Genomic DNA, 25,973 nt, shown 5'->3' with positions numbered 1-25,973 from the left:
TTGGCGCCACCTTTTTTCTTCCAAGAATAGTCGCGATCCCGGGTTGCGTCAACAACGGACTTGCCCCGCTGGCATGCGCCGTGGGAATCGAACCGATGCTCACCGCAACGGTCCACTCACTCGACCGTGACGCTCTTGGCCAGGTTGCGCGGCTTGTCGACGTCGGTTCCCCTGGCGGTGGCGGCGTAGTACGCCAGGAGCTGCATGGGGATCACCGCCAGCGCGGGGGTGAGGAGGCGGTGGGTGCGGGGCAGGTAGAAGATCCGGTCGCAGTGGCGGGCCGTCTCCTCATCCCCCTCCTGCGCCAGCCCCAGGACGAACGCCCCCCGCGCCCGGGTCTCCTGGATGTTGGAGATCGTCTTCTCCGCCAGGTCCGGCTGCGTGTTGAGCGCCACCACCGGCACCCCGTCGGTGATGAGGGCCAGCGGACCGTGCTTCAGTTCACCGGCCGCGTAGGCCTCGGCGTGGATATAGCTGATCTCCTTCAGTTTGAGCTGCGCCTCCAGCGCCACCGCGTAGTCCAGGTTCCGTCCGATGAAGAACACGTCGTCGTGCCCGGCCAGCGCCTCCGCGGCCTCCTTGACCGCGGCCTCCAGGGACAGCGTCTGCCCCGCCTGGTCGGGCAGGTGCTGCAGACCGCTCACCAGGGCGGACGCCTCCGCCGGGTCGATGCGTCCGTTCTGCTGCCCGAGCCAGATGGCCAGGAGGGTGAGCGCCACCACCTGCGTACTGTACGCCTTGGTGGAGGCCACGGCGATCTCGGGCCCCGCCCAGGTGTACAGCACCCAGTCGGCCTCCCGGGCCACCGTGGAGCCCACCACGTTGGTCACCGCCAGGACCCGCGCCCCGCGGCTGCGGGCCTCCCGGAGCGCCGCGAGCGTGTCGGCGGTTTCCCCCGACTGCGAAACGGCCACGAAGAGCGTGTGCTCGTCGACCAGGGGTTCCCGGTACCGATACTCCGAAGCCAGGTCCCACTCCACGGGGATGCCCGCCAGCCGCTCAATCAGGTACCTGCCCACCAGCCCCGCGTGGGCGGCGGTGCCGCAGGCGACCATCGCCACCTTGCGGAGGGCCCGCACCTCGGCCGCGCTCAGCCCCACCTCGGACAGCGTGACCAGGCCCGTCGCGGCGTCCAGGCGGCCGGTGAGCGTGTCCCGCAGGGCGCGGGGCTGCTCGTGAATCTCCTTCAGCATGAAGTGGGCGTAGCCGCCCCGCTCCGCCTGGCCGGGCTCCCAGTCCACGCGCATCACCTGCGGCTGCACCGGCTCCCCCGCCACCGTCGTCAGCGTTACGCCCTCCGGGGTGAGCTCGGCCAGCCAGCCCTCCTCCATCACGATGACCTGCCGGGTATACGGCAGGAGCGCCGGAATGTCCGAGGCCAGCAGCAACTCCCCCTCGCCGAGGCCGATCACCAGGGGCGAAGCGGCCCGCACGGCCACGATCTTGTCCGGCTCCTGCTGGCAGACCACTGCGATCGCGTACGCCCCGCGCAGCCGGGGGACCGCGCGGCGGACCGCACGGACCAGGTCGCCGTCATAGCAGGACGCGATCAGGTGGGGAATGACCTCCGTGTCGGTCTCGGAGCGGAAGACGCAGCCCTGACGCTCCAGTTCCGCCCGCAGCTCGGCGTAGTTCTCGATGATGCCGTTGTGCACGACGGCGAACCGGCCCGACGTGTCGGTGTGGGGGTGCGCGTTGCGATCGGACGGCCGGCCGTGCGTGGCCCACCGCGTGTGCCCGATGCCGACGCGGCACCCCGACGGCAGGTTACCCAGGACCGTCTGCAGATCGCTCAGCCGTCCCTTCCGCTTCTCGACCCAGGTCCGCCCGCCGGCGACCAGGGCCACGCCGGCGGAGTCGTAGCCGCGATACTCCAGCCGTTGCAATCCGTCCATCAGCACGGGCAGCGCCTCCCGCCGCCCGATATAGCCAACGATGCCGCACATGCAGATGATCCTCCTCGCTTTCACAAAAAGGGCCGTGTCCACCCAGCCCGCGCGGTTCCACCGCCGCAGGTTACCGTGGACACGGCCAAAAGGCACAATAGGATGCCCGGGACGACCACTGCCCGTCCCTCGGCCTCACCTGGCCCCTTTGTCTCCGGGATCGCTCCCGGCCTTTGTAGAGCCGCTTACGGTCGTGAGCAACCGGGGGTCACCCGCCGAATCCTCCGAGATCCCCCACCTCGTCAACTTGCGGCCCCGCCGGCCGCAAGTCCTGGCGCTTGCGGATCCTGAACGTCCATGTGCACTTTTGCCGTCCGGTACCTGCGAGTCCCCTTTCTCCCCCCTTTCGTTTCCTCCAACAATGTACGGAGCAAGAAGGAAAACCGTCAAGAAAAAAAGGGTGGCGAGAGCCCGGTGCGCGCCGGGCTACCCGCCGCTGTACTCGATCACCGGCTCCACCCGGAACGCCTGCCATGCGGCGACGTCCGCCCGGGTGAGCGGGGACGACCAGGTGAAGCCGTCCAGGACGGCCGGCTTTCCGTCGGCCCACAACTGCACCGCCTCGACGCCGGGGATCTCCGTGAGGGTGTAGACCAGGGTCGCCACGACGGCGTTCACCGCTGTCTCCCCCCGCACGCCCTCCACCGTCGCGGACAGGTCTACCACCGCGACGCCGTCCACGAGGTTGAAGCCCCGCGCCGTGGTTCCCGGAGGGAACTCACTGAACAGCCCGAGCTCCTCCGGGGGACGGAGCAGCTGCTCCACGCTGACCTTGATCGGAGTAACGGAGAAAGGCACCAGGATCTGTACCGGCTGCAGGGCCTCCATGTGGGCGTCGAAGTCCACGTAATACACCGTGACCCGCATCGTCTCCGCCGCACCGACCGAGCGGTCGATGGCCGACCGGCTGGTGGCCGGAGCGTACACCGGCTCCCCCGCTGATCCAGGCTCCGGCGCCGGCCCCGGTCCGACGCCCGCGTCAGGCCCCGCGGCCGCTGCGTCGGCGGCGTCCGCTTCGGCCGCCTGGTCAGCGGCCGCGTCCGCAACCTGCTCCCCGCCCGCTTCGGCGGCCTGCTCCTCATCCACCTCGACAAGCCGGTCCCCACCTGCTTGGGCAGCCCTGTCTGCGGCCCCCTCTGCGGCCTGGCCGACGGCGGGCTCAGGCTCCGCCTCCGCCTGCAGCTGCACACCGTCCGTGGCGGTCGGCATGTCCGCCCCCTTCGTGGCCCAGATGCCCGCCGCCAGCACCACCAGGACCAGCACCAGCACGGGGGTGAGGGGGCTGGCGAGCGCCTCCCGCAGCGCCCTGCCTTCCCGCGCGCGGGAACGGGCGCTCCGCCTCGCACGGGCGCCCGCCGACCCACGGCCTGACGGCCCCTTCTTCTTACTGGAGCTCAGTGCGGATCACCTCCGCGATGGACGCGGCCAGCCGCTGGATGTGCGCCATATCCGTGCCTTCCAGCATCACCCGGATCAGCGGTTCGGTGCCCGAGGCCCGCACGAGCACCCGCCCCTGACCGGCCATCTCCGCCTCGGCCCGGGCAATGGCGGCCTGGATGGCCTGGTTCTGCTCCCAGCCCTCCTTGCGCCCCACGCGCACGTTCTCGAGCCACTGGGGAAGCCGCTGCATGCGGCCGGCCAGGGTGGACAGCGGCTGCTTCTCCCGGGCGACGATGGAGAGCAGCTGAACCGCGGTCAGAATCCCGTCACCCGTGGTGGAGAGTGCGCCGAAGATGACATGGCCGGACTGCTCGCCGCCCAGGCCATGGCCGCCCTTCAGCATCTCCTCCAGCACGTACCGGTCGCCGACCTTCGTCCGCACCAGCCGGATCCCGTGCCGGCGCATCAGCATCTCCAGCCCCATGTTGGACATGACGGTGGTCACGAGGGTGTCATTGGGCAGCTGGCCCCGCGCTTTCAGGTCGAGGGCACAGATCGCCATGATCTGATCGCCGTCCACCAGTTCGCCCCGCTCGTCGACGGCGATGCAGCGGTCCGCGTCGCCGTCGTGCGCGATGCCCGCGTCCGCGCCGTGGGCCCGCACGGCCTCCTGCAGGGCCTCCGGGTGCGTGGAGCCACAGCCGGCGTTGATGTTGAGGCCGTCAGGCGCGGTGTTGAGTGCGATCACCTCCGCGCCCAGTCGACGGAGCACCTCGGGGGACAGTCGGTAGGCCGCGCCGTGGCCGCAGTCCACAACCACCCTGAGGCCGCTGAGCGGGCTCCCCGTGGAGACCAGGTGTTCCACATAGGCCTCCACCGCCTCCGGGCTCTGGCGGATGCTCCCCAGCTCGGCCCCGGTGGGGCGCGGCATGGTGTCGGGCCTGGCCTTGACCAGCGCCTCCAGCTGGTCCTCCACCTCGTCCGGAAGTTTGTAGCCGTCGCCGGAGAAGAACTTGATGCCGTTGTCCGGAGCCGGGTTGTGAGAGGCCGAGATCATCACGCCGAAATCCGCCTTCAGGTGGGTGGTGACGTAGGCGACGCCCGGCGTGGTGATCACCCCGAGGTCGACGACGTCGCCGCCGGCGGAGCAGATCCCGGCGGAGAGCGCCGCCGCCAGCATGGGGCCGGAGCGGCGGGTGTCGCGGCCGATCACCCCCACGACGCGGCCGCCGGACCGCTCGCGCGCCAGCGTCGCCGCCGCCCGCCCCAGGGCAAAGGCGAGTTCGGGGGAGAGGTCCTCCGTGTTGGCCACGCCACGCACACCGTCAGTTCCAAACATCCTCGGCATAGGGAAACCCCTTTCTACTCGATTTCAGCGGGGGAAATGGTGACCTCGATGACCGCCGGATCGATGGCCGTCTCGACGATCTCGGGCGGGTAGATCACCTTCACCGGCAACCGGTGCGTGCCGGGGCCCAGCCCGGCCACGTCCACGTAGGCGATCACCGCGCTGGCGTCCAGGGGATGCACCAGCGTGTAGCGGCCCGTGAGCCGCACCTCGACGGTGCCCTGGCTCAGGGTCACCTCCAACCCCTCGGGGGCGTTCTGCACCGCGATGGGCACCGCGCCGAACAGCTTCTCCGCGCTGACCTCGCGAATCGACACCGCAACCTCGACGGAGGTCTGCGCCAGGCTCGTGCCCGCCGGGGCCACCAGCCGGGCCACCGTGGTGAAGCTCTGGGTCTGGCCCGAAAGGTCCACCGGCTCGGTCTGGACCGCAGACACCTGCGGCAGGCTGCCGTCCAGGGTCGCGGACCGGATGGTGACCTCAGCCGGGCTCACGCTCACCCCGGCCAGCTCAAACCCGGGCGGCAGCTCCCCGACGGTCTGGGGCGACACCGCCACCCGCTTGCCGGGCGGCAGCTCCTCCCACGTGATCTCCACCTCGGCGTAGTGCTCGGCCAGCTTCTCCACCGGCTGCATCACCGCGTCTACGAGCCGGACCGCCTTCTGGAGGCGCGTCCGGGTCTCCGTCAGCCTGCCGTCCTGAAGGGGCGGCTCCAGATCCGCCCCCTGGAGCGCAACCACCGCGCTGCGCACCAGGCCAAGGTAGTCCGCCCGGCCGGACACGAAGATCGTGCCGTTCACCGGAACGGCGGTGTAGCGGAACTCCCGGTCGCCCACGGCCACGATCCCCGACTCGGGCGTAACCGCCACCGGCACGGTCAGGGTACGGTTCTCCACCAGCGTGACGGTCACGGTCGCAGGGTTGGCCCGGTACTCCACCTGACCCTCGTAGCGGGGAGGTCCCGACACCTGGACCCGGACCTCCTGTGCCCGGCCCGCCTGCTGCACGGTCCTGTAGTCCACCCATGCCCGGAGGTCGTCGGCCTTCAGCGACGAGACCAGCAGGTTGGGGCCGGTGACCCGCACCTCCACCTCGGTCTCCAGGTCCCGGCGGCCCTCATAGATCTCATACTCCGGATGGGAGATCACTTCGAGCGGAACGTCGAAGGTCACCGACGTCACCTTGTTGTAGTCCTGCACCACCATGGCCCAGAGCAGGACGGCCACGGCGAGCGAGAGCAGCTTCAGCCAGAAGTCGTGCCGCAGAAGGGCAAGCAGCCGCCGGATCATGACGAAGCCCCCCAGTTAAAGAGGCCCCGCACCGGTCCAGGCCGCCTGTTGCCCTCCGTCAGCTTCAGCAGCAGCTCCCGCAGGGACTTCTCGTCCAGGTTCCGGGTGAGCTGACGCTGCACCGCCACCGAGATCACGCCCGTCTCTTCCGACACCACCACCACGACGCAGTCGCTCTGTTCGGTGATCCCGACCGCAGCCCGGTGGCGGGTGCCCAGCTCGTGCGGCAGGACGGTGGCCTCGGCCAGCGGCAGCCAGCAGGCAGCGGCCGCGACGCGGTTCTGCCGGATGACGGCGGCGCCGTCGTGCAGCGGGGTCTTCTCCACGAAGATGTTGACCAGCAGCTCCGCCGAGACCAGCGCATCGAGCTTGATGCCGGAGTCGATGAACTCGTTGAGGCCAGTCTCCCGCTCAATGACGATCAGGGCGCCCGTTTTGGTGCGCCCGAGAATCTCGGCGGCGCGCACGACCTGGTCGATCATGCGCACCCGCTCCTCGTCGCCGAACTCATCCACCCGGAAGCTCGTCTTGATCAGCCGGCCCCGGCCGAGGTGCTCCAGGGCCCGGCGGAGCTCCGGTTGAAAGATGATGGGCAAGGCAACGGACGCGGCGATGAACACGTTCTCCAGGATGAACTGAATGGTATAAAAGCGCAGGGCCTCGGCCACCTGGAGCGCGACCACCAGGATGATGACGCCGTTGATCAGGGGCACCGCCCGGGTGCCGCGTATCAGGGAGAATAACTTATAAAAAAGATACGCGACCAGGCTGATGTCCAGCACGGTGCGGAAGACGTCCCACAGCGACCGCACACCCAGGCCGGCCAGGAAGTTGACGACACTGGTCAGGTCTACAGGAGCCACCCCCTCGCGGGAACCCCTGCATCTTCCTCTATGATAGCATGCGTCGATCGATCTCACTATTGGACGAACAGGTGCTCAGAAAAGTTCGGGCGGCGCCCCGACGGGGACGCCGCCCTGTTCCGCGTCACTACTCCTCGGCCGTGTCGTCCTCGCTGGCCGAGGTGTAATAGGCCAGGCTCTGCAGTTCGATGGTCAGATCGATGTTCTGCACGAACACGCCGTCCACGTTCAGCTTCGCGGGCGCAAAGTTCAGGATGGCCTCGACGCCGCCCGCCTTCAGCAGCTCGGCCGTCTGCTGGGCCGAGGACGCCGGCACCGTGATGATGCCGATCTTCACGCCCTGCTGCCGGCAGGTCTCGACCATCTCGGACACGTGCTGCACCCGGACGCCCAGGATCTCCTGCCCGACCTTCTCGGGATCCACATCGAAGATCGCTGCGATGACGATATCCTTGTGTTGGGTGAGCGAGTACCGGGCGAGGGCGTAGCCCAGGTGGCCGAAGCCGACCAGCGCGGCCTTGACACCGCGGTGAAGGCCCAGGATGCGTGCGATCCGGCGGCTGAGCATGGCGGTGTCATAGCCCACCCCGCGGGTCCCGAAGGCGCCGAAGTAGGCGAGGTCCTTCCGGATCTGTTCCGGGGAGAGCCCGGTCTTTTCGGCCAGCTCTGCCGACGAGACGATGGGAACATCAGCGGCGGCCAGATCGCTGACGACCCGCAGGTACACGGGCAATCGCCGGATGGCAGCATCAGGAATGTTGGTCCGTCGCATGCACCAGCCCCCTGATTCGCAAGTATGGCAACCGGAGGGTCAGAACTTCCGGTTGATGACAAACTCAGCGAGGGTCTTGAGGGCCGGCCGGGTCGCCAGCGTCGGCACATGGTCCAGGGCCCGCACGGCCTTCTCGATGTGCTCCCGCGCCTTCCCGCGGGCGTAGTCGAAGGAGCCGGACTCCGTCAGGATCTCCTTGACGCGCGCGACCGCGGTATCATCGATCGACCGGCTCAGGATCAGCTCCCGCAGCTCGGCCCGGCGCGGGGCATGCGCCAGGCCGTGAATCACCGGCAACGTCAGGATGCCGATCTTGAGGTCGCCGCAGACCGGCTTGCCCACCGTCTCCTCGTCCCCGAAGAAGTCAAGGAGGTCGTCGGCGATCTGAAAGCTGAGCCCGACGCCCATGCCGTAATCGTAGACGGCCTGCACCTGCTCCTCTCCGACCCCGGCCATAACCGCCCCGAGGCGGCAGGCCTCGGCGATCAGGTAGCCCGTCTTGCGGGCGATCCGGCGGTAGTAATCCTCCTCCGTCTGCTCCACGTCAAAGTAGGAGGCCATCTGGGCAAGCTCCCCCTGGCTCATCTCCCGAACCACTTCGGACATGAGCCGGACGACGCGGTTGTTGCCGGTGTCGGCCAGCAGGGTGAACGCCTTGGCGAAGAGGTAGTCACCCGTGAGGACCGACACCTGGTTGTTCCAGAGCGCGTTGACGGTCGGCCGCCCGCGCCGCAGGTCGGCGTTGTCCACCACGTCGTCGTGGACCAGGGTGGCCATGTGAATGAGTTCCACCGCCACCGCCACGTCGATGACCTGCTTCAGTTCCACCCCGGGGAAGCGGCTGGCCAGGATCACCAGCGCCGGGCGAATGCGCTTCCCGCCCGACCGCAAGAGATGGGTCGAGACCTCTTCCAGCATCGTCTCCTGCGTCGAAAGCGCCGCTTCAATGGCAGTCTCCACCTGCCGCAGGTCATCGGCGATGGATGAGAAGACGTCGAGCGGCCTGATATTGCCGGCGAGCGGTTGCGAACTCACCTGATCACCTGCTCTTTCCCAAGGTCGAACGGACCTGGTCCGAAAGGAGGAGCCAGCCGCCGCACATCGGGCTTGTGATATCATTCCTATTGTACCATGACGAATGTCAATCGCAAACTGTAAAGACTACGCACTCGGTCTCACTCCAGGGACTCCGCCAGGGCCATGAGCTGGCGCATCCGGTGCGCCGCACCGGACTTGCTGACAGGCGGGCGGCACAGCTCGCCCAGCTCCTTCAGGCTGGCGTCAGGGTAGGCCAGCCGGAGACCCGCCAGCTCCCGCAGCGGCGGCGAGACCCGCTCCAGGGCACCGGCCGCCTCCAGCCGTTTAATGGCCTCCACCTGGCGGGCCGCCGCGTCCGCCTGCTTGGTCATATTGGCGACCTCGGCGTTGACCTGGCGGTTCACCTGGTTCTTCATCTCCTTGATGACGCGCACCTCTTCGTAGCGCAGGAGGGCCTGGTGCGCGCCGACGAGCCCGAGAAAACGGATGATCTGGTCGGCCTCCTTGATGTACAGGACCAGGGACTCCCGGCGGGCGACCATGCGTGCCGCGATGCCGCCGCGGAAGAGCATCTGGCCCAGGGCGTCCGCCGCCTCCGTGGCCGTCGTGGTGATCTCCAGGTGGTGCTGCTTTTCCGGACCCGCCACCCAGCCGCTGCCCAGGAAGGTGCCCCGCAGAAACGCGCGGCGACAGTGGTCGTTGGCCAACTCCGGGGGCTCCACCCAGTCGGCGGGCCGCCCCGCCTCGTCGATGAAGCCCGCCAGCTGCAGCAGCTCGGCGACCCCGGGCTGGTGCGGGATGTGCACCCGGTACACGAGGTTCTTGCGTAACTTGCGGCGCCGCATGACCATGACCTCGTACCGCACCGGCGAGACGCTCTTCAGCAGCCGGATCACCTTGCGAGACACCGGGGCCGAGTCGGTGGAGAGGGTGAGGGCGAACCGCCCCCGCCCCGACAGTTCCAGGCGCCCCAACGCCCGCACCAGTCCCGCCAGCTCCATCCGCCGGCAGCACGGCAGCTCGGGCGTCAGCAGCGCCAGCTCCGCCTTGACCATCGCCGAGAAAGAGAGTTCTTCAGACAACGCCTATGCCTCCCGGGGCTGCCCGTAGCCGGTGCGCATGGAGCGGAAGATGCGTCGACGCTCCTCCGGCGGAAGAACGATCGGCTCCCCCAACTGCCGCGCCAGCAGGAAGACCTGCGCGGCCACCTCCACCGCCACCGCGGCCGCGTAGGCCTGCTCCACCGTCTCCCCGACCGTGACAACGCCGTGGTTCTGCAGCAGCGCGGCGGCGCCCTCGTCGCCCAGGGCCTCCGCGACCACCTCCGCGAGCCGCTCCGTGCCGGCGGGGGCGTACGGCGCACAGGGGACCTCCGCCCCCACCAGCGCGGCCAGCTCCGTGGAGATCACGGGGATCTCCCGCCCGGTGCAGGCAAAGGCCGTCGCGTGGAGGGAGTGGGTGTGCACCACCCCGCCCACGTCCGGACGCCGCCGGTAGACAAACCGGTGCAGAGCCGTTTCCGTGGAGGGCCGCCGCCGCGCGTCCACCACCCGTCCGTCCAGGTCCAGGATGCAGATGTCCGCCGGTTCCAGCGATTCGTAGGGCAGGCCGCTGGGGGTGACCGCGAACAGGGAGGTTCCCGGGATGCGGCAGGAGACGTTGCCCTCCTTCATCCGCACCAACCCCTCCGCCTTCATGCGGCGGGCAACGGCCAGGACCGCCCGCCGCGCGGCCTCGTGCAGGAGGCCGCCGGCCTCGTCCTCCTCGCCGAGGATCAGCGTGCCGCCGCGGATCCGGGCCGGCCTGCCGGCCCACTCCGGCGCCACCGCGTCCACGCCCCAGAGCAGCGGCGCGTCGCCCACCACCACCGGCTCGCCGGCGGCCATCACGGCCGGCCGCGTGCGGTCGAGGAGCTCCAGCGCCGAGAAGGCGCGGCTCGCGAGGATGGCATCCTCGGGGTGCGCGGCGCCGTCCAGCCGACGGGCGAGCCAGCGGGCCGTCTGCCGCAAGGCTGCCGCCCGCTCCCGCAGCTCTTCGCTGCGGGCCATGATGCCGCCCACCAGGGAAGCCGCCTCCATCAGCGCGGCCGGGGCCGTCAGGCCGTGCTGGTCGATCAGCATGGTGACCCGCTCCATGAAGGCCGGGTCCTGAAGGGCCTCGCGGCAGTGCTGCAGCAGCACCCGCCCCCCGAGGGTCGGCTGCCGGTCCATCCAGGCGTCCAGGTCGTGCAGCGCGCGGCCGACCGCCTCCCGCAGCCGCCCGATCTCCGCGGGCCTGTCCGCGCACCCGGCCCGCTCCGGCTGCCACTCCGGATCCACCCAGACGATGCGGCCTTCAGCCTCTCCGGGCCATACCCCCTGCGCACGGTAAACGGCCATCTACCCAACCCCCTCCTGGCGGGAACGCTCCCGCAGCCGCTGTCGGAACAGAAAGAACTCCCAGGGAGTGCGCCCCACGTGCGGCCGCCTGGCCAGGAACACGTGCCCGATCGCCTGGGCCAGCTTCTCCGGGTCGTGCCGCACGTAGTCCCCCTCGATCCGCAACAGGTCGCGCGCGACCACCTGAACGCCCATCCGCTGAGCTGCCGGGTCGAGGACGACGGGCTCCGCGCCCTCCTCCCGGTACCGCTCGCGCAGCCGCGCGGGCACCTGCCGGGTGTTGACGAGGCAGACGTCGAACAGCCCGAAACCGCCGTGGTCGATCAGCGCCTTCATATGGTCCGAGACCTTGAACCCGTCGGTCTCCCCGGGCTCGGTCATGATATTACAGACGTAGATCTTCAACGCCGGCGAGCGCCGGATCGCATCGGCCACCCCGGGCACCAACAGGTTCGGCATGATGGAGGTGTAGAGGCTGCCCGGGCCCAGGACGATCAGCTCGGCCTCCGCGATGGCGGACAGCACGTCGTCCAGGGCGGCGATCTTCCCGCCCGGGTCCGCCGGATCCAGGAAGACGCGCCGGATGGGGCTGCCGGCCCTGCCGATAGCCGACTCGCCGGACACCATCCGCCCGTCGGCCAGCTCCGCCCGCAGCACGACGTGATCCAGCGTGGACGGCAGGACCCGGCCGCGCACGGCCAGCACCTCGCTCGCGGCCTTGACCGCCTGGTAGAAGTCGCCGGTCGTCTCGGACATCGCGAGGATGAACAGGTTGCCGAAGGGATGGCCGGCCAGCCCTTCCCCGTTGGTGAAGCGGTACTGGAACAGCCGCTCCATCAGCGGCTCGATGTCCGCCAGGGCGATCAGGCAGTTGCGGATGTCGCCAGGCGGCAGGATGCCGAACTCAGTGCGCAGCCGGCCCGACGAACCGCCGTCGTCCGCCACCGTCACCACGGCCGAGATGTTGGCGGTGTAGTTCTTCATGCCCCGCAGCGTGGCCGGGAGCCCGGTCCCGCCGCCGACGGCCACTACGCGCGGTCCGCGCACCAGGAGGCGGCGCTCCAGGAAAGCGTCCGCCACATCCTCTTCCCGGGCCGTCAGGGTGGACAGCACGGAGTTCACCAGGCGGCTGATGCCGACCCAGGTGAGCACGAGCCCCAGGGCCAGCGCGGCGACGCCGGCCACCACCGGCCCCGTGTAGAACACGGCCCGGCTGGCCGCGACGTTCTCCACCAGCCACGCACCCAGGAGCCGGTACAGGTTGATCCGCAGGGTCAGGGAAAGGCCCACCACCACCAGTGCGACGCCGAGGACCGCCACCAGCAGCCACCGCTTGATGTGAAGGCCGGGCGCGAACCAGCGCAGGATGCGCATTACGGCTGCTCCTCCTCGTCTGAGCGGTCAGCGGGGCGCGGCATGTCCCGGTGCTCCACGGACACCGAGTAGCCCCGCTCCCGGATCCAGTGTGCCAGCCGGTTCGCCAGGCAGACGGAGCGGTGCTTCCCGCCGGTGCAGCCGATGGCGATGGTCAGCAGGCTCTTGCCCTCCGCCACGTAGTGCGGCAGCAGGAAACCGATGAGGCCGGTCAGCCGCCGGTAGAACTGCTGCGTGACGTTCCACTTCATGACGTACTCCACGACCGCGGGGTCTTCGCCGGTGAGCGGCTGCAGGTCGGGCACATAGTGCGGGTTGGGCAGGAAGCGCACATCGAACACCAGGTCGGCGTCCAGCACCGCACCGTGCTTGAACCCGAAGGAGACCACGTTCACGTGGAAGTGCGGGCTCTCCCTGTCCTGGCCGAACCGCCTGTTCAATTCCTTACGCAGGTCGGCCGGCGTCATGTGCGTGGTGTCGATGATAAAGGTGGCCAGGCCCCGCAGCTCCTGCAGGAGCCTCCGCTCCCGCTGGATCCCGTCCAGCACGCGGCCCTGGGCCGCCAGCGGGTGGCGCCGCCGGGTCTCCTTGTACCGGCGCACCAGCACCTCGTCCGAGGCGTCCATGAACAGGATCTGGTAGGCAACGCCGATCTCGGCGATCTGGCGCAGGGCGCCGAGGATCTCATGGAAGAACCGGCCGCCGCGGATGTCGATCCCCAGCGCGAGCCGGCTGACCTTGCCTTCGGTCTGGCCGAACAGTTCGGCCAGCTTGGGCATGAGCGACGGGGGCAGGTTGTCGACGCAGAAGAAGCCCAGGTCCTCCAGATACTTGAGGGCCTGCGTCTTCCCCGCGCCCGACATCCCGGTCACGATCACCAGCCGTATGGACCGATCCACGTCCATCACCCCCGGACTTCCACGGGCACCATTCGCTCCCGACCCGCGCTTCTCCTGTTGCGCGCGGCCGATCTAGTGAATCTCCCCCCCCTGTGCGGACCAGTCCGCCCAATCGCCGGGACGCCGCTCCCGGCCGCCGGGGCGCTCCCGCCCCTCCGTGCCTCCCTGGCGCGACCAGTCGGCCCATCCGCCGGGATCGGACAGGCGGCGCCGCGCCGCCAGCCACTCCGTCAGGCCGCCCCGATCGCTGTTCACCACCTGCTCCGGCGGGACGCCGGCTGCAGCGAGCAGCGCCACCGCCGCGCCGCAGTCGCCCACCTCCTCCGGCCGGCCGGCCCCCGAGGTGACGGCGAACCGCACGCCCAGGCGTGCGAGCTGCCGGAGCAGAGCCGCCGGCGGTCGGGGACGCCGGGCGCACACCTCCAGTGCAACCCCCCGGTCCCGGAGGGCGCGCGCAACCTCGGCCGGATCCACCTCAGGCCGCGCCGGCAAGGCGACGAGGTCGACGTCGTGCCGGTAGACGGCCGCGACCACCGCGTCCGTGAGCGCCCGGCGGGCCGCCGGGCGGTAACGGGGAACCCACCGGGCCAGGGCCGTCGCCACCTGCGGCGCGGCCACCGCCAGGACCAGGTCGTGCTCCCGCCCGGCCCGGGTGTGCAGCCGCAGGTCGCCCTCCGGCGAGAGGATGCGGCACGACACGCCCGACAGCACCCGCAGGGTCGGCGTGCGCGCGTCGATCGCCCGGACCGCCCGGAGCACCGGAAGCGCAGCCGGGGAGTGGGGCGCGAAAAGGGCCACGGCCTCCAGGCCCCGGACGAGCGCCGCGCTCACCTGCGCCGCCACAGGGCCCTCGGCCGGACCCCTGCGCACCTGTACATGGAGATCCGCGATGATCCGCAACGTGCTTCCCTCCCTCGCAGCCGCTAGTATTCCCGGCAGGAATTGCGCATCCGGCCGCCAAACCTTCCGATCAGGGGAAGTGTGACCGGTGGCGCTCCGCACGGGAGGTGACAGGCCGTGGGAGGTCATCCGAGGCAGCCCGTGAGCGAGCGCGAGCTGCGCAGTCTCGACCTGAAGGAGTTCCTCGCGCTGGTGGAGGCCGACATCCGGGAACTGGACCGGCGACAGCTGGCCCGGCACAGGCTGCCGTCGCTGCCGCTCCGGCCGGTGTCCTGCTGCGGCAAGCGGCTGGGCGCGTTTCCGCCCTCGGCCCGGGTGCGCTGCCCCTTCTGCGGCACCTGGATCGCCCCCGGTGAAGACCCTCGCCCGGCGGATCCGTCCGCCCGGTGATCCCTCAGAACCGGAAAACGCAGGGGCAGGCGCGAAGCCTGCCCCTTCTGCGTGTCGTGCCTGTCAGCGGTCGCGCGGCTGGCGCATCAGCAGCCAGACGCCGAGCGCCAGCGCAAGGGCGCCGAAGGTGAACCCGTTCAGGGTCCGCTGGACCAGGAAGTAGTTCGCGCCGAAGATCCACCGCAGGAGGTCGGTGGTGAGGACCCGCCAGAGGGCGAGCGCGCCGACCACGATCAGGGCGATGCCCGCCTGGCGCTGGCCGAACCTCTGCGGCAGCGCCTGCACGTCGAAGAAGCCCCGGTCCTCCACCTCCAACCCCTGGCTGAGCCGCAGGTGGATCTCGCGGGCGTCGAAGATGCTGAAGAAGATCGCGGCCGGAATATAGAGGCCGAGCAGCCCGGGGAACGCCAGGTTGAGGACCGCAGCCCCCACGAGGGTGATCAGGAACAGCTGCGTCCCCCGGTGGAAGTAGCCCATGTAGAAATGGCCAACGCCCGGGGCGATGGAGAGCACGAAGCGCACGAGGCCGTTGATCTCCCGTACGGGCTGCTGCATCCGCGCCGCCAGGCAGCGCTTGCAGTATGGCTGTCCGTTCAGGTCAACCAGGCACTCCGCGCACACCGGCCGTCCGCAATGGCTGCAGATCCCCCGCACCTCGCGGTCGGGGTGGTAGGCGCAGCTCATGGATGTCTCCTCCCGCGCAATCAGTACAGAAACGCCGTCAGCGCGTACCACATGCTGAGCAGCCGCTCAGACAGCGGTCCCGACCAGGCCTGGATGGCGGCCCAGTACGCCTGCCCCTTCGCGGTCCAGACCGCGAGCCGGTCGGTGGCCTGGCTCCAGAGGAAAAACCGGTTGCCCAGCGAAACTACCACAAGAGTGGCCGCCAGGGCGTAGGCGACGCTGGCGTACTGGTGAACCGACCAGTGCCCCTGCAGCCAGGGCCAGAGCAGGGCGAAGGGCCGCGGCCGTTCGGCCTCCACCCGCGCCATGACCCGCGCGGTGAAGTCCTCGGGCAGGGGCGGGGGTTCGTTCAGCACCAGCTGCGCCAGCTCGGGGTCCTCGAGGTCGGCGAGCAGATCCCGGCCCTCCACGAGGTCCCGGCACTCACCGCAGCTCCGGAGGTGCGCGTCGAAGTCCGCCCGCTCCGCCTCCGTGAGCTCGTCATCCCAGTACGCTTCCAGGCGCCGGAGCACATCGCTGCACTTCAACGCGCTCACCTCCTTCCCAGCTGACCAGCATCCGTTTCAGGTTCGCCCTGGCCCGGTACAGGCGGGTCTCCACCGTGCGCACCGGAACACCGAGCCGGTCCGCGATCTGCTGATAGCTCAGGTGGTAGAAGTGGTAGAGCAGCACAACCTCTTTGTAGTCCGGCGACAGCCGGTCGATGGCGTCCCGCAGCCGCCGGCGCCGCTCTTCCCTTAGGGTAAGCTCCTCGGGCCCCGCCTCGGGGCTGGGCAGATCGGCCTGCCGATGCTCCTCCTCACCGGGCGGCGGCTCCAGCGGCACGGTGAGCGGTCTTCGCTTGCGGGCCCGCAGCCAGTCAAAGGCCACGTTCAAGGTGACCCGGTGGAGCCAGGTGGTGAAGGCGGCATCGCCCCGGTAACTGCCCAGGTTGCGGAAGACCTTGACGAACACCTCCTGCGCCAGGTCCTGCGCGTCCGCAGCGTCGCCCACCACCTGATAAAGGGTGCGGTAAACCCGACCCTTGTGCCGTTCCACAAGGGCCGCAAACGCATCCATATCTCCCTGCTGCGCCGCAAACGCCAGTGTTTCGTCACGGGGAGACAAGGTTTACCACACCTCTCAGGGGTTCTGTCCCGTTAGACGTGTGAAACGGGTGGGTCCCCTTCAGCAAAGTTTTCGTGGTGAATTCATCGGATGAGCGGAGGATAGACGCGTGACTACCAGACAACAGGTGGCCCTGCTGCGGGTCCTCGCCTTCTACCTCACGGCCCTGGTCCTGCTGCTGGTCGCGGGCAGCGCTCTCCAGTACACCCTGGGCCTCGCCGGGGTCGTCGTCTCCCAGCTTCTCATCTTCGTCGCGCTGCCGCTGGTGTTCACCCTCGCAGTCGAGAAGCGGCCCGTGCGCCCCTTCCTCCGGCTGCGGATGCTGTCGCTGCGGGGGGTGGGCCGGGCGGTGGTGCTTGGCCTGATCGGATGGCTGGCCGCGCAGCTCATGGGCGCCGTGCTGGTCCTCCTGGTGCAGCAGATGGGCGGCCAGATGGTCCAGACCTACCAGATCCTCCTGGACGCCGGGTCCACGCTGGCCCTGCTCGTCGGAGCCCTGGTTCCCGCCTTCTGCGAGGAGCTCTCCTTCCGCGGCTACGTGCTCGGCGCGCTCCGCCCGCTGGGCCCCGGTGCCGCGGTCGTCCTTACCGGGCTGCTGTTCGGCGCCCTGCACCTGAGCCTGGTCCGGCTGATTCCGCTGACCCTGCTGGGCATGCTGTGGGCCCTGGCGGTGCAGCGCTCCGGCTCCATCCTGCCCGGCATGATCATGCACCTGATCAACAACGGCACGGCCCTGCTGCTGACATTTTTCGTGCAGGACCGGGCAACTCCTGCCGAGCTGCAGGGGCTCGAGATGCTCCCCGACACGGCCGTCTGGGGCTCGATGATGATGCTGACCCTCGCGGCCGCCGGCCTGTCCGCGCTGGCCTACTCCCTGGCCGCCGGCTTCAGCCCCCGCCACCTGGCCCGCCCCGTGGAGGCGGAAGTGGAGTGGGACTGGCAGGCCGAGGGGCGGACGGAGCCCGTCCCCGCTCCCGAGGCCCTGGCGGCGGCAGACGGGGACGTCGAACTGCAGCGGCTCGCCGCCGAACTGGCCGTCTTGCGGCGTCGCCGGCGCCGCATGTTGAGCGCCGCCTCGCTGCTCACGGGCGGACTCACGCTGAGCATCTACCTGTGGGCGGTGCTGCAGGAGCTGGCCACGGTGTTCGGCTAGCCCCCACCCGGTCGAATCAGGGCAGCCGGGCGACGACGGGGGAACCGGCAGGCCGCAGGGCGTCGGCCGCCATGGCGCGGGCGGCGGGCGGCAGCTGGTCCGGCAACACCCAGTCGTAGACCTCGTGCTCGTGGGAGAGGCGGATCGGCTGCCCGTCCAGCCGGCAGCGGAAGACCCCGACGTAGGCGGCTGACCGCTCCACGTAGTACACGCCCGTCAGGGCCTCCACGGCCACCTCCGCGCCCAGCTCCTCCAGGCACTCCCGGCGGAGGCCTTCGTCCAGGTGCTCACCCGGCTTCAGCCCGCCCCCGGGAAGCAGCCAGACATCGGCGTAGCGCGACTTCAGCGCCAACACGCGCCCCTGGTCGTCGCAGATCACCGCGTGGGCGGCCACCTTACGGGGATTCAGCTTCAGAAAGAGATCATAACCAACTGCGAGCACGGTGCGAAGGATTGCGGCCAATCTCATACGGGCTCCTCCATCACGCTCTACGGAACATCATACACCAGAAAGGGCGTCTCCGCTGCCCCGGGGCTTATGTCACCCATAGGCCCCGGGGCATAGCATGAGATGGGAGGTGTGCAGCATGCCGCAGTGGCTGATGCGTGCGGTCGAACCCATCGTCGCCCACGGGCTGCGGGAGATGCGGACGGAAGGCGCCGATCGCGAACATATCCTGCGCGAGGTCGCGCTCATGAGCGCGCTGGTGGGCACAGGGATGCCGGCCGTCCAGGCGATACGCCTCGTGGAGGCCATGGAACCCCAACTGCTGGGCATGCCCAGGGGCGAAGCCCGTGAGCCTGAACACGCCGGCTACCCCGACATGGGCGGCTGGGGCATGGGCTTCCCCGGCATGGGATTCCCCGGAATGGGCTACCCGGGAATGGGTTACCCCGGCATGGGTTACCCCGGCATGGGTTACCCCGGGATGGGCTACCCTGGAATGGGCGGCTGGGGCAAGGACGGCTTCGGCAAGGGCATGATGATGGGCCCCTGGGGCAAGATGCCCGGCACCGGCCCCATGGGCTGGCCGCAGGGCGGTCAGAACTACATGCAGGGCACCCAACCCCAGTAAGCGGCCTCAGTCCTTCTGGTCCCCCTCGACCAGCCCGTACAGCAGCGCCGTGACCACCGCGTAGATGACCGACACGATCACGGCGTTCAGGAACCCGCCCACCTCAAAGCCGGCCACCAGTGCGTCGGTCAGCAGCATGACCACCGCGTTGATCACCAGCGTGAACAGCCCGAACGTGAGACAGGTGATCGGCAGGGAGAGCCACTTCAGGATGGGCCGGACCGTGAGGTTGAGCAGGGAGAGGACCACCACCGCCACCAGGGCCGCGCCGAACCCGGCCACGTGGAAGCCCGGCAGGATGCCCAGCGAGGGCGCGACGTAGGCGATGGCCAGCAGGGTGAGGGCGCCGAGCGCCCAACGGACGAGCAGACGCAACATCATTCCCTCCTCAATGGGGGTTCGCCGCGGTCGATGCCGCGGCGAACCCCCTATGCGCACGACCTGAATTATTCGACGGAAATGGACCCCAGACCGGTTCGTACGCGAATGTCCACTCTCTGCTCGGCCCGGTCGTAGCCCTCGGTATGGGCGATGACGTGCTTGTAGCCGATGTTCCGCTCGTCCAGTTCGTACACCAGGTCCGAACGGTTCACCGAGACGCTCCCCATCCCGGTGTGGGCGTCGATGAAGACGCCCACCGCCCGGCTCAGCCGCCCGGTATCGATCGCCGCAGGGCCGTTGCCGGTCTTCAGCTGGATCCGCTCGGAGCGCCGGCCCAGCGGCACCACCCGCAGCGAGCCGTTGCCCGTGGTGGCCTCCAGGTCGGCCACGTCGCCCTCCACGTCCACCGAACCGTTGCCCGACTTCAGGTAGAGCCGGTCGGCCGCCACGTCCAGCACGGTGATGCGGCCGTTGCCGCTCTTGGCCGTTCCGTCGTCGAGGTCGATGCCCTCGATCCGGATGTTGCCGTTGCCCGTACGGGTCTCCAGGTGGTAGGTGTGCCCCTTGGGCAGGAACAGGGTGACGTGAACCGCGAGGTCCGACCAGTCGAACCGCCGGTCGGTCTCCAGCTGGAACCCCGTCTCCGTGGCCGTCAACCGGTACGCGTCCTGCGCCCGGGCCCGGGCGTCGGCCTCGGTGGCCCCGCGCGCCTTGACCAGGATCTGTGCCTTGTAGCCCGGTTCGTCCCATCCCTTCAGCTCCACGTGGCCGTTGCCGGTAAGGACCTTGAGGGGCACCCGGTCCGCCGTGAAGACCCCGGTGATCTCGGTGGGAAACTCGTAGCGCTGCCCGGTAAAGTCGGTCAGCGCCCCCGTCACCCGCTCCACGACCTCCTCAAACAGACTGGAGAGGCCCGAGGCGAGCGTCGCCGAGGTCCCGCTGCGCCGTTCCCGGCGCGGCGGGGCGGCTTCAACGCCGGGCTCCTCCTCCCGGTGCCCCTCCAACGCCCGCAAGAGCTCGGCGCCCTCGCTGGCGGTGATCTTCCCTTCCGCCACCATCTGCAGAATGAGCAGGCGTTCCTCCTGGGACATTCAGCCGACCCTCCTCATGTACTCTGCCAACTCGCTCAGCTTCCGAATCGCCCGGAGGCCCTGAACCGCACGTTCTCCTCGGCTTCCTCCGCCGCGTGAGCGGCGTCTGCAACGGCTTCCTCAGCCGCTTCGAGCGCGTCCGCCACCGCTTCCTCGGCCGCTTCGATCGCGTCGGCCACGGCCTCCTTCGCCGTTTCGATGGCGTCGGCCACTTTCTCTTCGACCTCTTCGAGGGCTTCCTCGACGGCTTCCTTCGCCGCCGCCCGAGCCTCCCTCACGGCTTCCTTCGCGGCTGCCCGGGCCTCCCTTACGGCCTCCCTCGCCGCCACCCGATCCAGCGAATCGGCCAGTTGGCGGATCTGCCGGTAGGGCTCCCGCCGCTCCAGCTCCGCCAGCCGCTCCTCCACCGACCGCAGAGCCCGGTCGAGGGCCGCGTTGGCCTCGTCCAGCATCTGCTGCAGGAGCACGCGCAGCCGCGCTCCCGGTTCGTGCCGGTCTGCCGCGGAATCCGCCCGGCGGGCGGGCCCGGCGCCTGCCGCATCGGCGTGTGCGGCGGTCTCCTCCAGCGACCGAAGCAGGGTGTCCGCCTCCTCGACGGTGAGCCTGCCGTCGGCCAGCATCTGCAGGACCATCAGTCGATCCTCCTGCACCGCTGCCACCTCCTCAGAGGCTCTTCAGCGCCGCCACCGCCTCTTCGGCGGTGATCTCCCCGCGATTCAGCCGGTCGAGCACTTCCTTGCGCCGGGCCTGCTTCTCCCGGGTCTCCTCCTCCAGCGCCGCCCGGTCCACCCGGTAGCCCAGGGCCTCCAGGACCGCGTCGAGCCGGGCGCGCACGGTCGGGTACGAGATGGAAAGCTCGCGTTCAACCTCCTTGATGTTGCCCCGGGCCCGCAGGAAGATGGCCACGAACTCCTGCTGCTCCGGCGTGAGCCGGGCAAACGGCGAGGCGTCGAAGCGACCTTCCACCGCCGTGCCGCAGTGGCTGCACTCCAGCCGCGTCACCGTCAGCTCCCCGCTGCAGGCGGGGCACTGACTCGGCATGCGCCACTTTCGCAACCCAATCACCTCTTCCCCTGTGTCTGTCAGCCTGAGTTAAAGCCGACCCTTAACTTCCCTAAAACGGCACCTTTAACTTGATCATATGTCCGCTCATCCCCCGCGTCAAGCCCTTTGTTTAACATTCTTGAGGGATGGCATTAACAATGATGAGGATGGCCTTAAATCGCGGGATACATACCGGAGCCGAATTCCGGGTCGTCGAAAGGTGAAAGAAGCACAGACAGGGAGGTGATCGGGCTGCGCCGGATGCACGCAACCCTCGCGGCGGCGATCTGGGCGGTCCTGCTCCTGGGAGGCGCCTTCCGCCCCGGGGCCGCCACCCCTGACGGGCCACCGCGCCCCGCGGTCGGCTCCCCCGCCCCTGCGCTGGAACTGGCCGACCCCACTGGTCAGACCGTGCGCCTGGCAGACTTCCGGGGCCGGGCGGTCTTCCTCAACTTCTGGGCCTCGTGGTGCGGCCCGTGCCGCGCCGAGATGCCGGAGATTCAGCGGCTGGCCGAGTCGCTGCCCGACGGGACAGCGGTCCTCACCGTCAACCTCACCGGCCGGGAGGCGAGCCCGTCCGCGCCGCTGGCGTACCTCGCGGAACACGGGTACAGCTTCCCCGTGCTGCTGGACCCCCGCGATGAGGCCGGAACCGCCTTTCAGGTGGCCTCCATGCCCACGAGCCTGTTCATCAGCCCGGAGGGCGCGGTGACCGCCCGCGTGGCCGGACCTCTGACCTACCGGGCCATGCGGGAGTACCTGACGGCCGCCGTGTCCGGCCCCCCGTCGGCGACGGCCGGGCGGAGCCTGAACAGGTGGCTGCCGGAGTCGGTGCCCCTGGGACCTGCCGCCCTGCCGACCCGCGCCCTCTTGTGGCTGGCCGGCGTCCTTCTGGCCGCTGCCGTGGCCGGAGTTCCCCGCCCTGTTACGGACGCGAGGCGGAGCGCCGCTGAGGCGGAGTCTGACCCCGGGCCTTCGCTGCGGGCGCGGGAGCTGGTGCTGAACCTGGCGGTCGGCGGCGTGCTGGGCGCCAAGCTGCTCTATGTGCTCATGGACCCCGGCGCGTACGTGCGCAGCCCGGCGCTCCTCCTCGCGTTCCCCTATGGCCGCCTGGCTCTCCCGGGTGCCGTGGCCGGAGGACTCGCCCTGAGCCTCTGGGGGCTGCGCGGCGTCCCGGACTCGGCAACGGTATGGGACCGGGCCCTTCCGGGGCTGCTCCTGGGGGCCGGCGTGGGCGCCCTCGCTTCGCCTGACCCGGCCGACTGGGCGCTGGGGCCTGCCCTGCTGGCCGCCGGACTCCTGAGCCTCGGCCTCTCCCGCCTGGCCGGCCCGCCGGGAGACGGGGCGGTCACCGCCCTGCTCCTGGGCGCCCTCGCCGTCACCCTGGCCGACCTCGCACGGCCGTCGGCCGGGCCGGCGGGGATCACACCGGTGCAGCTCCTGGCCGCCGTGGTTGCCACCCTCGCCTGGATTCGTCAGCGGAGACGGACCGTGGCGCCGTGAACGGAACACCCCGCCTCATCGGCGGGGTGTCTCGCTTTCCAGTTCACGCCAGGGGCGCGGCCCTCAGGGAAGCACCACAAAGTCGTAGCCTTCCGCCCGCAGGGCCTGGATGATCAGCGGAACGGCCTCGGCGGTGTGCTTCATCGTGTCGTGCGCCAGGATCACCGCGCCCGGGTGCAGCTGGTCCAGCACGTCCGCAACCACCTGATTGGGGTCCTTGTAGCCGTCCACAACGCCGTCCCAGTCCAGCGAGCCGTTGCTCCAGTTGATCAGTTCGAGCCCCAGCTCATCCAGGGTGGCGAGAAGCTGGTCGTTGTACGCGCCGTAGGGCGGGCGGAAGTACTTGGGAGGCTGGCCGGTCACCTCCGTGATCAGGTCGATCAGCGGCTGGATCTCCGCGATCTGCTCTTCCCGGCTCAGCTCCGTCATGTTCGGATGGGTCATCGTGTGGATGCCCAGCAGGTGCCCCTCCTCGTGGATGCGCCGCACCAACTCGGGGTGCTGCGCCGCGCCGTAGCCCGTGATGAAGAAGACCGCCTTCACGCCGGCCTCCCTCAGCCCGGCCAGCACCTGGGGGGTATACGCCGAGGGGCCGTCGTCAAAGGTGAGCATGGCCACCTTCCGGTCGACCGACGGGTCGCTGGGCACCAGCGGGTAGCCGATGCCGCTCGGCTTCCAGGTCACGTTCGGAGGCGCCGGATCTGGCGCAGGGCCGCCCGGACCAACCGCCTCGCCGGGATCCGCCGAGCCCGCCGGGTCTTCCGCACCCGCCTGCCCGCCGGGCTCACCGTTTCCGGGTCCGGAATCCTGGGAGCCCGGGCCCGCCGGATCCTCCGCGGCGGGGGGAGTCGTCCCGGACGGGGTCTGAATGGAGGTGGCGCCGCCGCAGCCGGGCACCAGGACGGAGACCAGCAGTGCCATCGCAACCCAGCGCTTCTTCATGTATATTCATATCCTTTCGTTAATTATCGGGGACTACTTAGGACAACAGGGCCTCATCGCGTGGGGCATCGCTCAGCGCATCGGACCGCCCAGGGCCTCCTTCACCCGCTCCGCCAACTCCAGCGTGATCCCCGGCACCTGCGCGACCTCCTCCACCGAGGCTTCCCGGATCGCCTTCAGCGAGCCGAAGTGCTGCAGCAGGGCCTTCTTCCGCTTGGGCCCGATGCCGGGCACGTCGTCGAGGCGGCTGTGGGTGCTGGCCCTGCGGTGCAGCTTGCGGTGGTAGGTGATCGCGAAGCGGTGCGCCTCGTCCCGGATCCGCTGCAGCAGGAAGAGCGCCTGGGAGCCCCGGGGCAGCTCGATCCAGTCCGGCCGGTCCTCCGTACAGAGCAGCTCGTTCTCCTTGGCCAGTCCGAAGGTGGGGATGTGGTCAACGCCCAGTTCCCGCATGACGGCCCGGGCGTAGGAGAGCTGCCCCTTACCGCCGTCGATGATCAGCAGATCGGGAAAGTCGGCGAACTTGCCTCCGTACTCCGCCCCGCCTTCGGCCACGCGCCCCTCCTCCAGGTCGCGCACGCGCCCTTCCACCTGGGCGGCCCGCTCGGCCAGCCCGCGCCGGAACCGGCGCCCAACCGCTTCGGCCATGTTGGCGAAGTCGTTGTTCTGGTCCACCTTCATCTTGAACCGGCGGTAGTCGGACTTCTTGGGTCTGCCACCCTCGAAGACCACCATGGACGCCACGACCTCGGCGCCCTGCACATGGGAGACGTCGAAGCACTCGATGCGGTGCGGCAGCCGCGGGAGGTCCAGGTACGCCTGCAGCTCCCGGAGCACGCCCTCGGTCGCGGCCAGCTCCAGTTCCCGCTGCTGCCGGCGCTCCGTCATGGCCTCCTGCGCGTTCTGCGCCACCATCTCCACCAGGGCCCGCTTCTCGCCCCGCTTGGGGCAGCGGAGCGCAACCCGGGATCCCCGCTTGGCGGAGAGCCACTCCGCGATGACGTCGGCGTCCGGGAGGTCCTCGCTGACCAGGATCTCCTTGGGCACGAAGTCGGTCTGGCTGTAATGCTGCTGGATGAAGGCGGCCAGGATCTCGCCCCCCGTCATTTCGTCCGCGCCGGACATGAGGAACTGGTCGCGCCCCACCAGCTTCCCCTGCCGGACGAAGAAGACCTGCACGCCGGCCTCGTCGTACAGCCGGGCGTAGGCGATGACGTCCAGGTCCACCATCGTGTGGGCGATGATCTTCTGCTTTTCGGTGACCTTCTCGATCGCCCGGATCTGGTCCCGCAGCTCGGCGGCCCGCTCGAACTCCAGCCGCTCCGCCGCCTGCTCCATGCGGGCGCGCAGCCGCTCCAGGACCTCCTGCGTGCGGCCCTCCAGGAACGCCTGCAGGTCGCGCACCGCCTCGGCGTACTCCCGGTGTCGGTCGAAGTCGGGCAGGCAGGGTCCCAGGCACCGACCGATGTGGTACTGCAGGCAGCCGCGGGGATACCGGGAAGGGTCGTTGCACGTGCGCAGGGGAAACAGCCGCCGGGCCAGCTTCATGGTCTCCCACATGGCCTGGCTGCTGGTGTACGGCCCGAAGTAGCGGGACCCGTCCTTCTTCATGGAGCGGGCCACCACCAGGCGCGGCCACTGCTCCGTGAGGGTCAGCCGCAGGTACGGGTAGTGCTTGTCGTCCCGCAGCCGGATGTTGTACTTGGGCTTGTGCTTCTTTATCAGGTTAGACTCCAGGACCAGCGCCTCTGTTTCCGTATCGGTCACGATGTGTTCGATTTCCACAATCTGGCCGACCATCGCGAGCACCTTGGCGGTCAGGTTGCGGGAGGACTGGAAATACTGGCGCACCCGGTTCTTCAGGTTCCGGGCCTTTCCCACGTAGATGATGCGTCCGGAGGCGTCCTTGAACAGGTAGCAGCCCGGCCGGTCGGGCAGCAGTCTGAGTTGCTCCTCCAGGCCCACGTGCGCCCACCTCCTCCATTAGTGTACCATCCGCATCCATGGAAAAGGCCCCGCCGCAGCGGGGCGACCGGATCCAGTTCAGCGGAGGAGCGTGATCTCCTGGGAAGACCAGCGCAGGTCGGTCACCGCCGGGCGGCCGGCCTCGGACCACGCCGTCGGGGTCAGGGCGGCGATCCACGTGCGGTGGATGCCGAACCAGCGCCCCGGCAGCAGCGTCATCTGGCGTGCCGCAAGTCCGTATGGCGCGACCAGGAACCCGAGCATGACCACCGCAAAGGCGGCGACGGCCACGCGGGGCACGCTGAAGAGCCGCCGGCGCAGGGCCCTTCGCTCCTGGCGCAGCCGGTCCCGATCCATCTCCCGCTGGATGCGCTCCCACATATCCGGGGGCGGCACCACGCGCGTGGCCTCCGAACGCAGATACTGCCGGATCTTCCGTTCGTCGACGCGCAT

27 protein-coding genes are annotated in these 25,973 nt (G+C 69.6%); 4 read left to right on the top strand and 23 right to left on the bottom strand.

The annotated features are described in order from the left end of the window. Positions 1-116: 116 nt before the first annotated feature. From glmS to STH_RS00965, 12 genes are all read right to left on the bottom strand, one after another. Positions 117-1,946: a glutamine--fructose-6-phosphate transaminase (isomerizing) gene (gene glmS, locus STH_RS01020; protein WP_011194331.1), complete on the bottom strand. Its 1,830-nt coding sequence runs from the start codon at positions 1,944-1,946 to the stop codon at positions 117-119. A 426-nt stretch (positions 1,947-2,372) separates the two neighbouring features. Then, positions 2,373-3,215, bottom strand: coding sequence for a GerMN domain-containing protein (locus STH_RS01015; protein WP_043712963.1), 843 nt, complete (start codon positions 3,213-3,215; stop codon positions 2,373-2,375). Positions 3,216-3,330: 115 nt separating this feature from the next. Continuing rightward, entirely contained in the window at positions 3,331-4,674 is a 1,344-nt protein-coding gene (glmM, locus tag STH_RS01010; protein ID WP_011194329.1) for a phosphoglucosamine mutase, read from the bottom strand. A 14-nt stretch (positions 4,675-4,688) separates the two neighbouring features. Then, positions 4,689-5,963 (bottom strand): CdaR family protein, encoded by a 1,275-nt coding sequence (locus tag STH_RS01005; RefSeq protein WP_011194328.1) that lies wholly within the window; start codon positions 5,961-5,963, stop codon positions 4,689-4,691. Then, the gene (gene cdaA / locus STH_RS01000; protein WP_011194327.1) at positions 5,960-6,826 is read right to left on the bottom strand and encodes a diadenylate cyclase CdaA; all 867 of its coding nucleotides are present in this window, start codon (positions 6,824-6,826) and stop codon (positions 5,960-5,962) included. Before cdaA ends, STH_RS01005 begins: the two co-directional genes overlap by 4 nt. A gap of 127 nt (positions 6,827-6,953) precedes the next feature. Continuing rightward, positions 6,954-7,598, bottom strand: a complete 645-nt coding sequence (locus STH_RS00995; RefSeq protein ID WP_011194326.1) for a redox-sensing transcriptional repressor Rex — start codon at positions 7,596-7,598, stop codon at positions 6,954-6,956. A 39-nt stretch (positions 7,599-7,637) separates the two neighbouring features. Continuing rightward, positions 7,638-8,633, bottom strand: coding sequence for a polyprenyl synthetase family protein (locus STH_RS00990; protein ID WP_011194325.1), 996 nt, complete (start codon positions 8,631-8,633; stop codon positions 7,638-7,640). 140 nt (positions 8,634-8,773) lie between these two features. Beyond that, positions 8,774-9,718, bottom strand: a complete 945-nt coding sequence (whiA, locus tag STH_RS00985) for a DNA-binding protein WhiA (RefSeq protein WP_011194324.1) — start codon at positions 9,716-9,718, stop codon at positions 8,774-8,776. A gap of 3 nt (positions 9,719-9,721) precedes the next feature. Next, complete coding sequence (locus STH_RS17755) at positions 9,722-11,014, bottom strand: class II aldolase/adducin family protein (protein ID WP_011194323.1); 1,293 nt, start codon at positions 11,012-11,014, stop codon at positions 9,722-9,724. Then, the gene (locus STH_RS00975) at positions 11,015-12,388 is read right to left on the bottom strand and encodes a gluconeogenesis factor YvcK family protein (RefSeq protein WP_011194322.1); all 1,374 of its coding nucleotides are present in this window, start codon (positions 12,386-12,388) and stop codon (positions 11,015-11,017) included. Beyond that, positions 12,388-13,296 (bottom strand): RNase adapter RapZ, encoded by a 909-nt coding sequence (gene rapZ, locus STH_RS00970; RefSeq protein WP_011194321.1) that lies wholly within the window; start codon positions 13,294-13,296, stop codon positions 12,388-12,390. Before rapZ ends, STH_RS00975 begins: the two co-directional genes overlap by 1 nt. 63 nt (positions 13,297-13,359) lie before the next feature. Further along, entirely contained in the window at positions 13,360-14,187 is an 828-nt protein-coding gene (locus STH_RS00965; protein ID WP_011194320.1) for a histidinol-phosphatase, read from the bottom strand. Between the two features lie 117 nt (positions 14,188-14,304). Here STH_RS00965 and STH_RS00960 point away from each other — a divergent pair, with 117 nt between their 5' ends. Next, complete coding sequence (locus tag STH_RS00960; RefSeq protein WP_148205444.1) at positions 14,305-14,577, top strand: hypothetical protein; 273 nt, start codon at positions 14,305-14,307, stop codon at positions 14,575-14,577. 63 nt (positions 14,578-14,640) lie between these two features. On the opposite strand, the gene STH_RS00955 is transcribed toward STH_RS00960, so the two are convergent. The 3 genes from STH_RS00955 to STH_RS00945 are packed head-to-tail and all read right to left on the bottom strand — an operon-like array spanning position 14,641 to position 16,320. Further along, on the bottom strand, positions 14,641-15,261 hold the full coding sequence (locus STH_RS00955) for a hypothetical protein (protein ID WP_011194318.1): 621 nt from the start codon (positions 15,259-15,261) through the stop codon (positions 14,641-14,643). Positions 15,262-15,281: 20 nt separating this feature from the next. After that, on the bottom strand, positions 15,282-15,788 hold the full coding sequence (locus STH_RS16720; protein WP_158506816.1) for an anti-sigma factor family protein: 507 nt from the start codon (positions 15,786-15,788) through the stop codon (positions 15,282-15,284). Continuing rightward, positions 15,742-16,320 carry an RNA polymerase sigma factor gene (locus tag STH_RS00945; protein ID WP_050742044.1) on the bottom strand — a complete coding sequence of 193 codons (579 nt, stop codon included), beginning with the start codon at positions 16,318-16,320 and terminating at the stop codon, positions 15,742-15,744. The genes STH_RS16720 and STH_RS00945 overlap by 47 nt, the downstream gene beginning before the upstream one ends. A gap of 157 nt (positions 16,321-16,477) precedes the next feature. On the opposite strand from STH_RS00945, the gene STH_RS00940 reads away from it, so the two are divergent. Then, on the top strand, positions 16,478-17,521 hold the full coding sequence (locus STH_RS00940; RefSeq protein WP_011194315.1) for a type II CAAX endopeptidase family protein: 1,044 nt from the start codon (positions 16,478-16,480) through the stop codon (positions 17,519-17,521). Positions 17,522-17,537: 16 nt separating this feature from the next. Here STH_RS00940 and STH_RS00935 read toward each other — a convergent pair whose 3' ends face one another. After that, entirely contained in the window at positions 17,538-17,990 is a 453-nt protein-coding gene (locus tag STH_RS00935; RefSeq protein ID WP_011194314.1) for an NUDIX domain-containing protein, read from the bottom strand. Positions 17,991-18,108: 118 nt separating this feature from the next. On the opposite strand from STH_RS00935, the gene STH_RS19060 reads away from it, so the two are divergent. Beyond that, a complete protein-coding gene (locus tag STH_RS19060; RefSeq protein ID WP_050742043.1) occupies positions 18,109-18,597 on the top strand; it encodes a hypothetical protein in 489 nt (162 codons plus the stop codon). A gap of 6 nt (positions 18,598-18,603) precedes the next feature. Here the strand turns inward: STH_RS19060 and STH_RS00925 are convergent, their stop codons facing one another. The 4 genes from STH_RS00925 to STH_RS00910 form a co-directional block, all read right to left on the bottom strand. Next, complete coding sequence (locus STH_RS00925; protein ID WP_043712956.1) at positions 18,604-18,972, bottom strand: phage holin family protein; 369 nt, start codon at positions 18,970-18,972, stop codon at positions 18,604-18,606. 71 nt (positions 18,973-19,043) lie between these two features. Next, positions 19,044-20,069: a DUF4097 family beta strand repeat-containing protein gene (locus STH_RS00920; protein ID WP_011194311.1), complete on the bottom strand. Its 1,026-nt coding sequence runs from the start codon at positions 20,067-20,069 to the stop codon at positions 19,044-19,046. Positions 20,070-20,104: 35 nt separating this feature from the next. Next, the gene (locus STH_RS16710; RefSeq protein ID WP_050742042.1) at positions 20,105-20,719 is read right to left on the bottom strand and encodes an SHOCT-like domain-containing protein; all 615 of its coding nucleotides are present in this window, start codon (positions 20,717-20,719) and stop codon (positions 20,105-20,107) included. 13 nt (positions 20,720-20,732) lie between these two features. Continuing rightward, entirely contained in the window at positions 20,733-21,134 is a 402-nt protein-coding gene (locus tag STH_RS00910; protein WP_011194309.1) for a DUF2089 domain-containing protein, read from the bottom strand. Between the two features lie 222 nt (positions 21,135-21,356). On the opposite strand from STH_RS00910, the gene STH_RS16705 reads away from it, so the two are divergent. Then, positions 21,357-22,616 carry a prolipoprotein diacylglyceryl transferase family protein gene (locus STH_RS16705; RefSeq protein WP_148205442.1) on the top strand — a complete coding sequence of 420 codons (1,260 nt, stop codon included), beginning with the start codon at positions 21,357-21,359 and terminating at the stop codon, positions 22,614-22,616. 63 nt (positions 22,617-22,679) lie between these two features. On the opposite strand, the gene STH_RS16700 is transcribed toward STH_RS16705, so the two are convergent. From STH_RS16700 to STH_RS00890, 3 genes are all read right to left on the bottom strand, one after another. Next, positions 22,680-23,558 carry a polysaccharide deacetylase family protein gene (locus STH_RS16700; RefSeq protein WP_050742041.1) on the bottom strand — a complete coding sequence of 293 codons (879 nt, stop codon included), beginning with the start codon at positions 23,556-23,558 and terminating at the stop codon, positions 22,680-22,682. A 72-nt stretch (positions 23,559-23,630) separates the two neighbouring features. Then, positions 23,631-25,520, bottom strand: a complete 1,890-nt coding sequence (gene uvrC / locus STH_RS00895; protein WP_011194306.1) for an excinuclease ABC subunit UvrC — start codon at positions 25,518-25,520, stop codon at positions 23,631-23,633. A 78-nt stretch (positions 25,521-25,598) separates the two neighbouring features. After that, positions 25,599-25,973, bottom strand: coding sequence for a hypothetical protein (locus STH_RS00890; RefSeq protein WP_011194305.1), 375 nt, complete (start codon positions 25,971-25,973; stop codon positions 25,599-25,601).

Origin of the sequence: Symbiobacterium thermophilum IAM 14863 (assembly GCF_000009905.1) — a bacterium.
Classification (GTDB): Bacteria; Bacillota; Sulfobacillia; order Symbiobacteriales; family Symbiobacteriaceae; genus Symbiobacterium; species Symbiobacterium thermophilum.
This window is presented reverse-complemented; position numbering and strand designations above follow the sequence as displayed.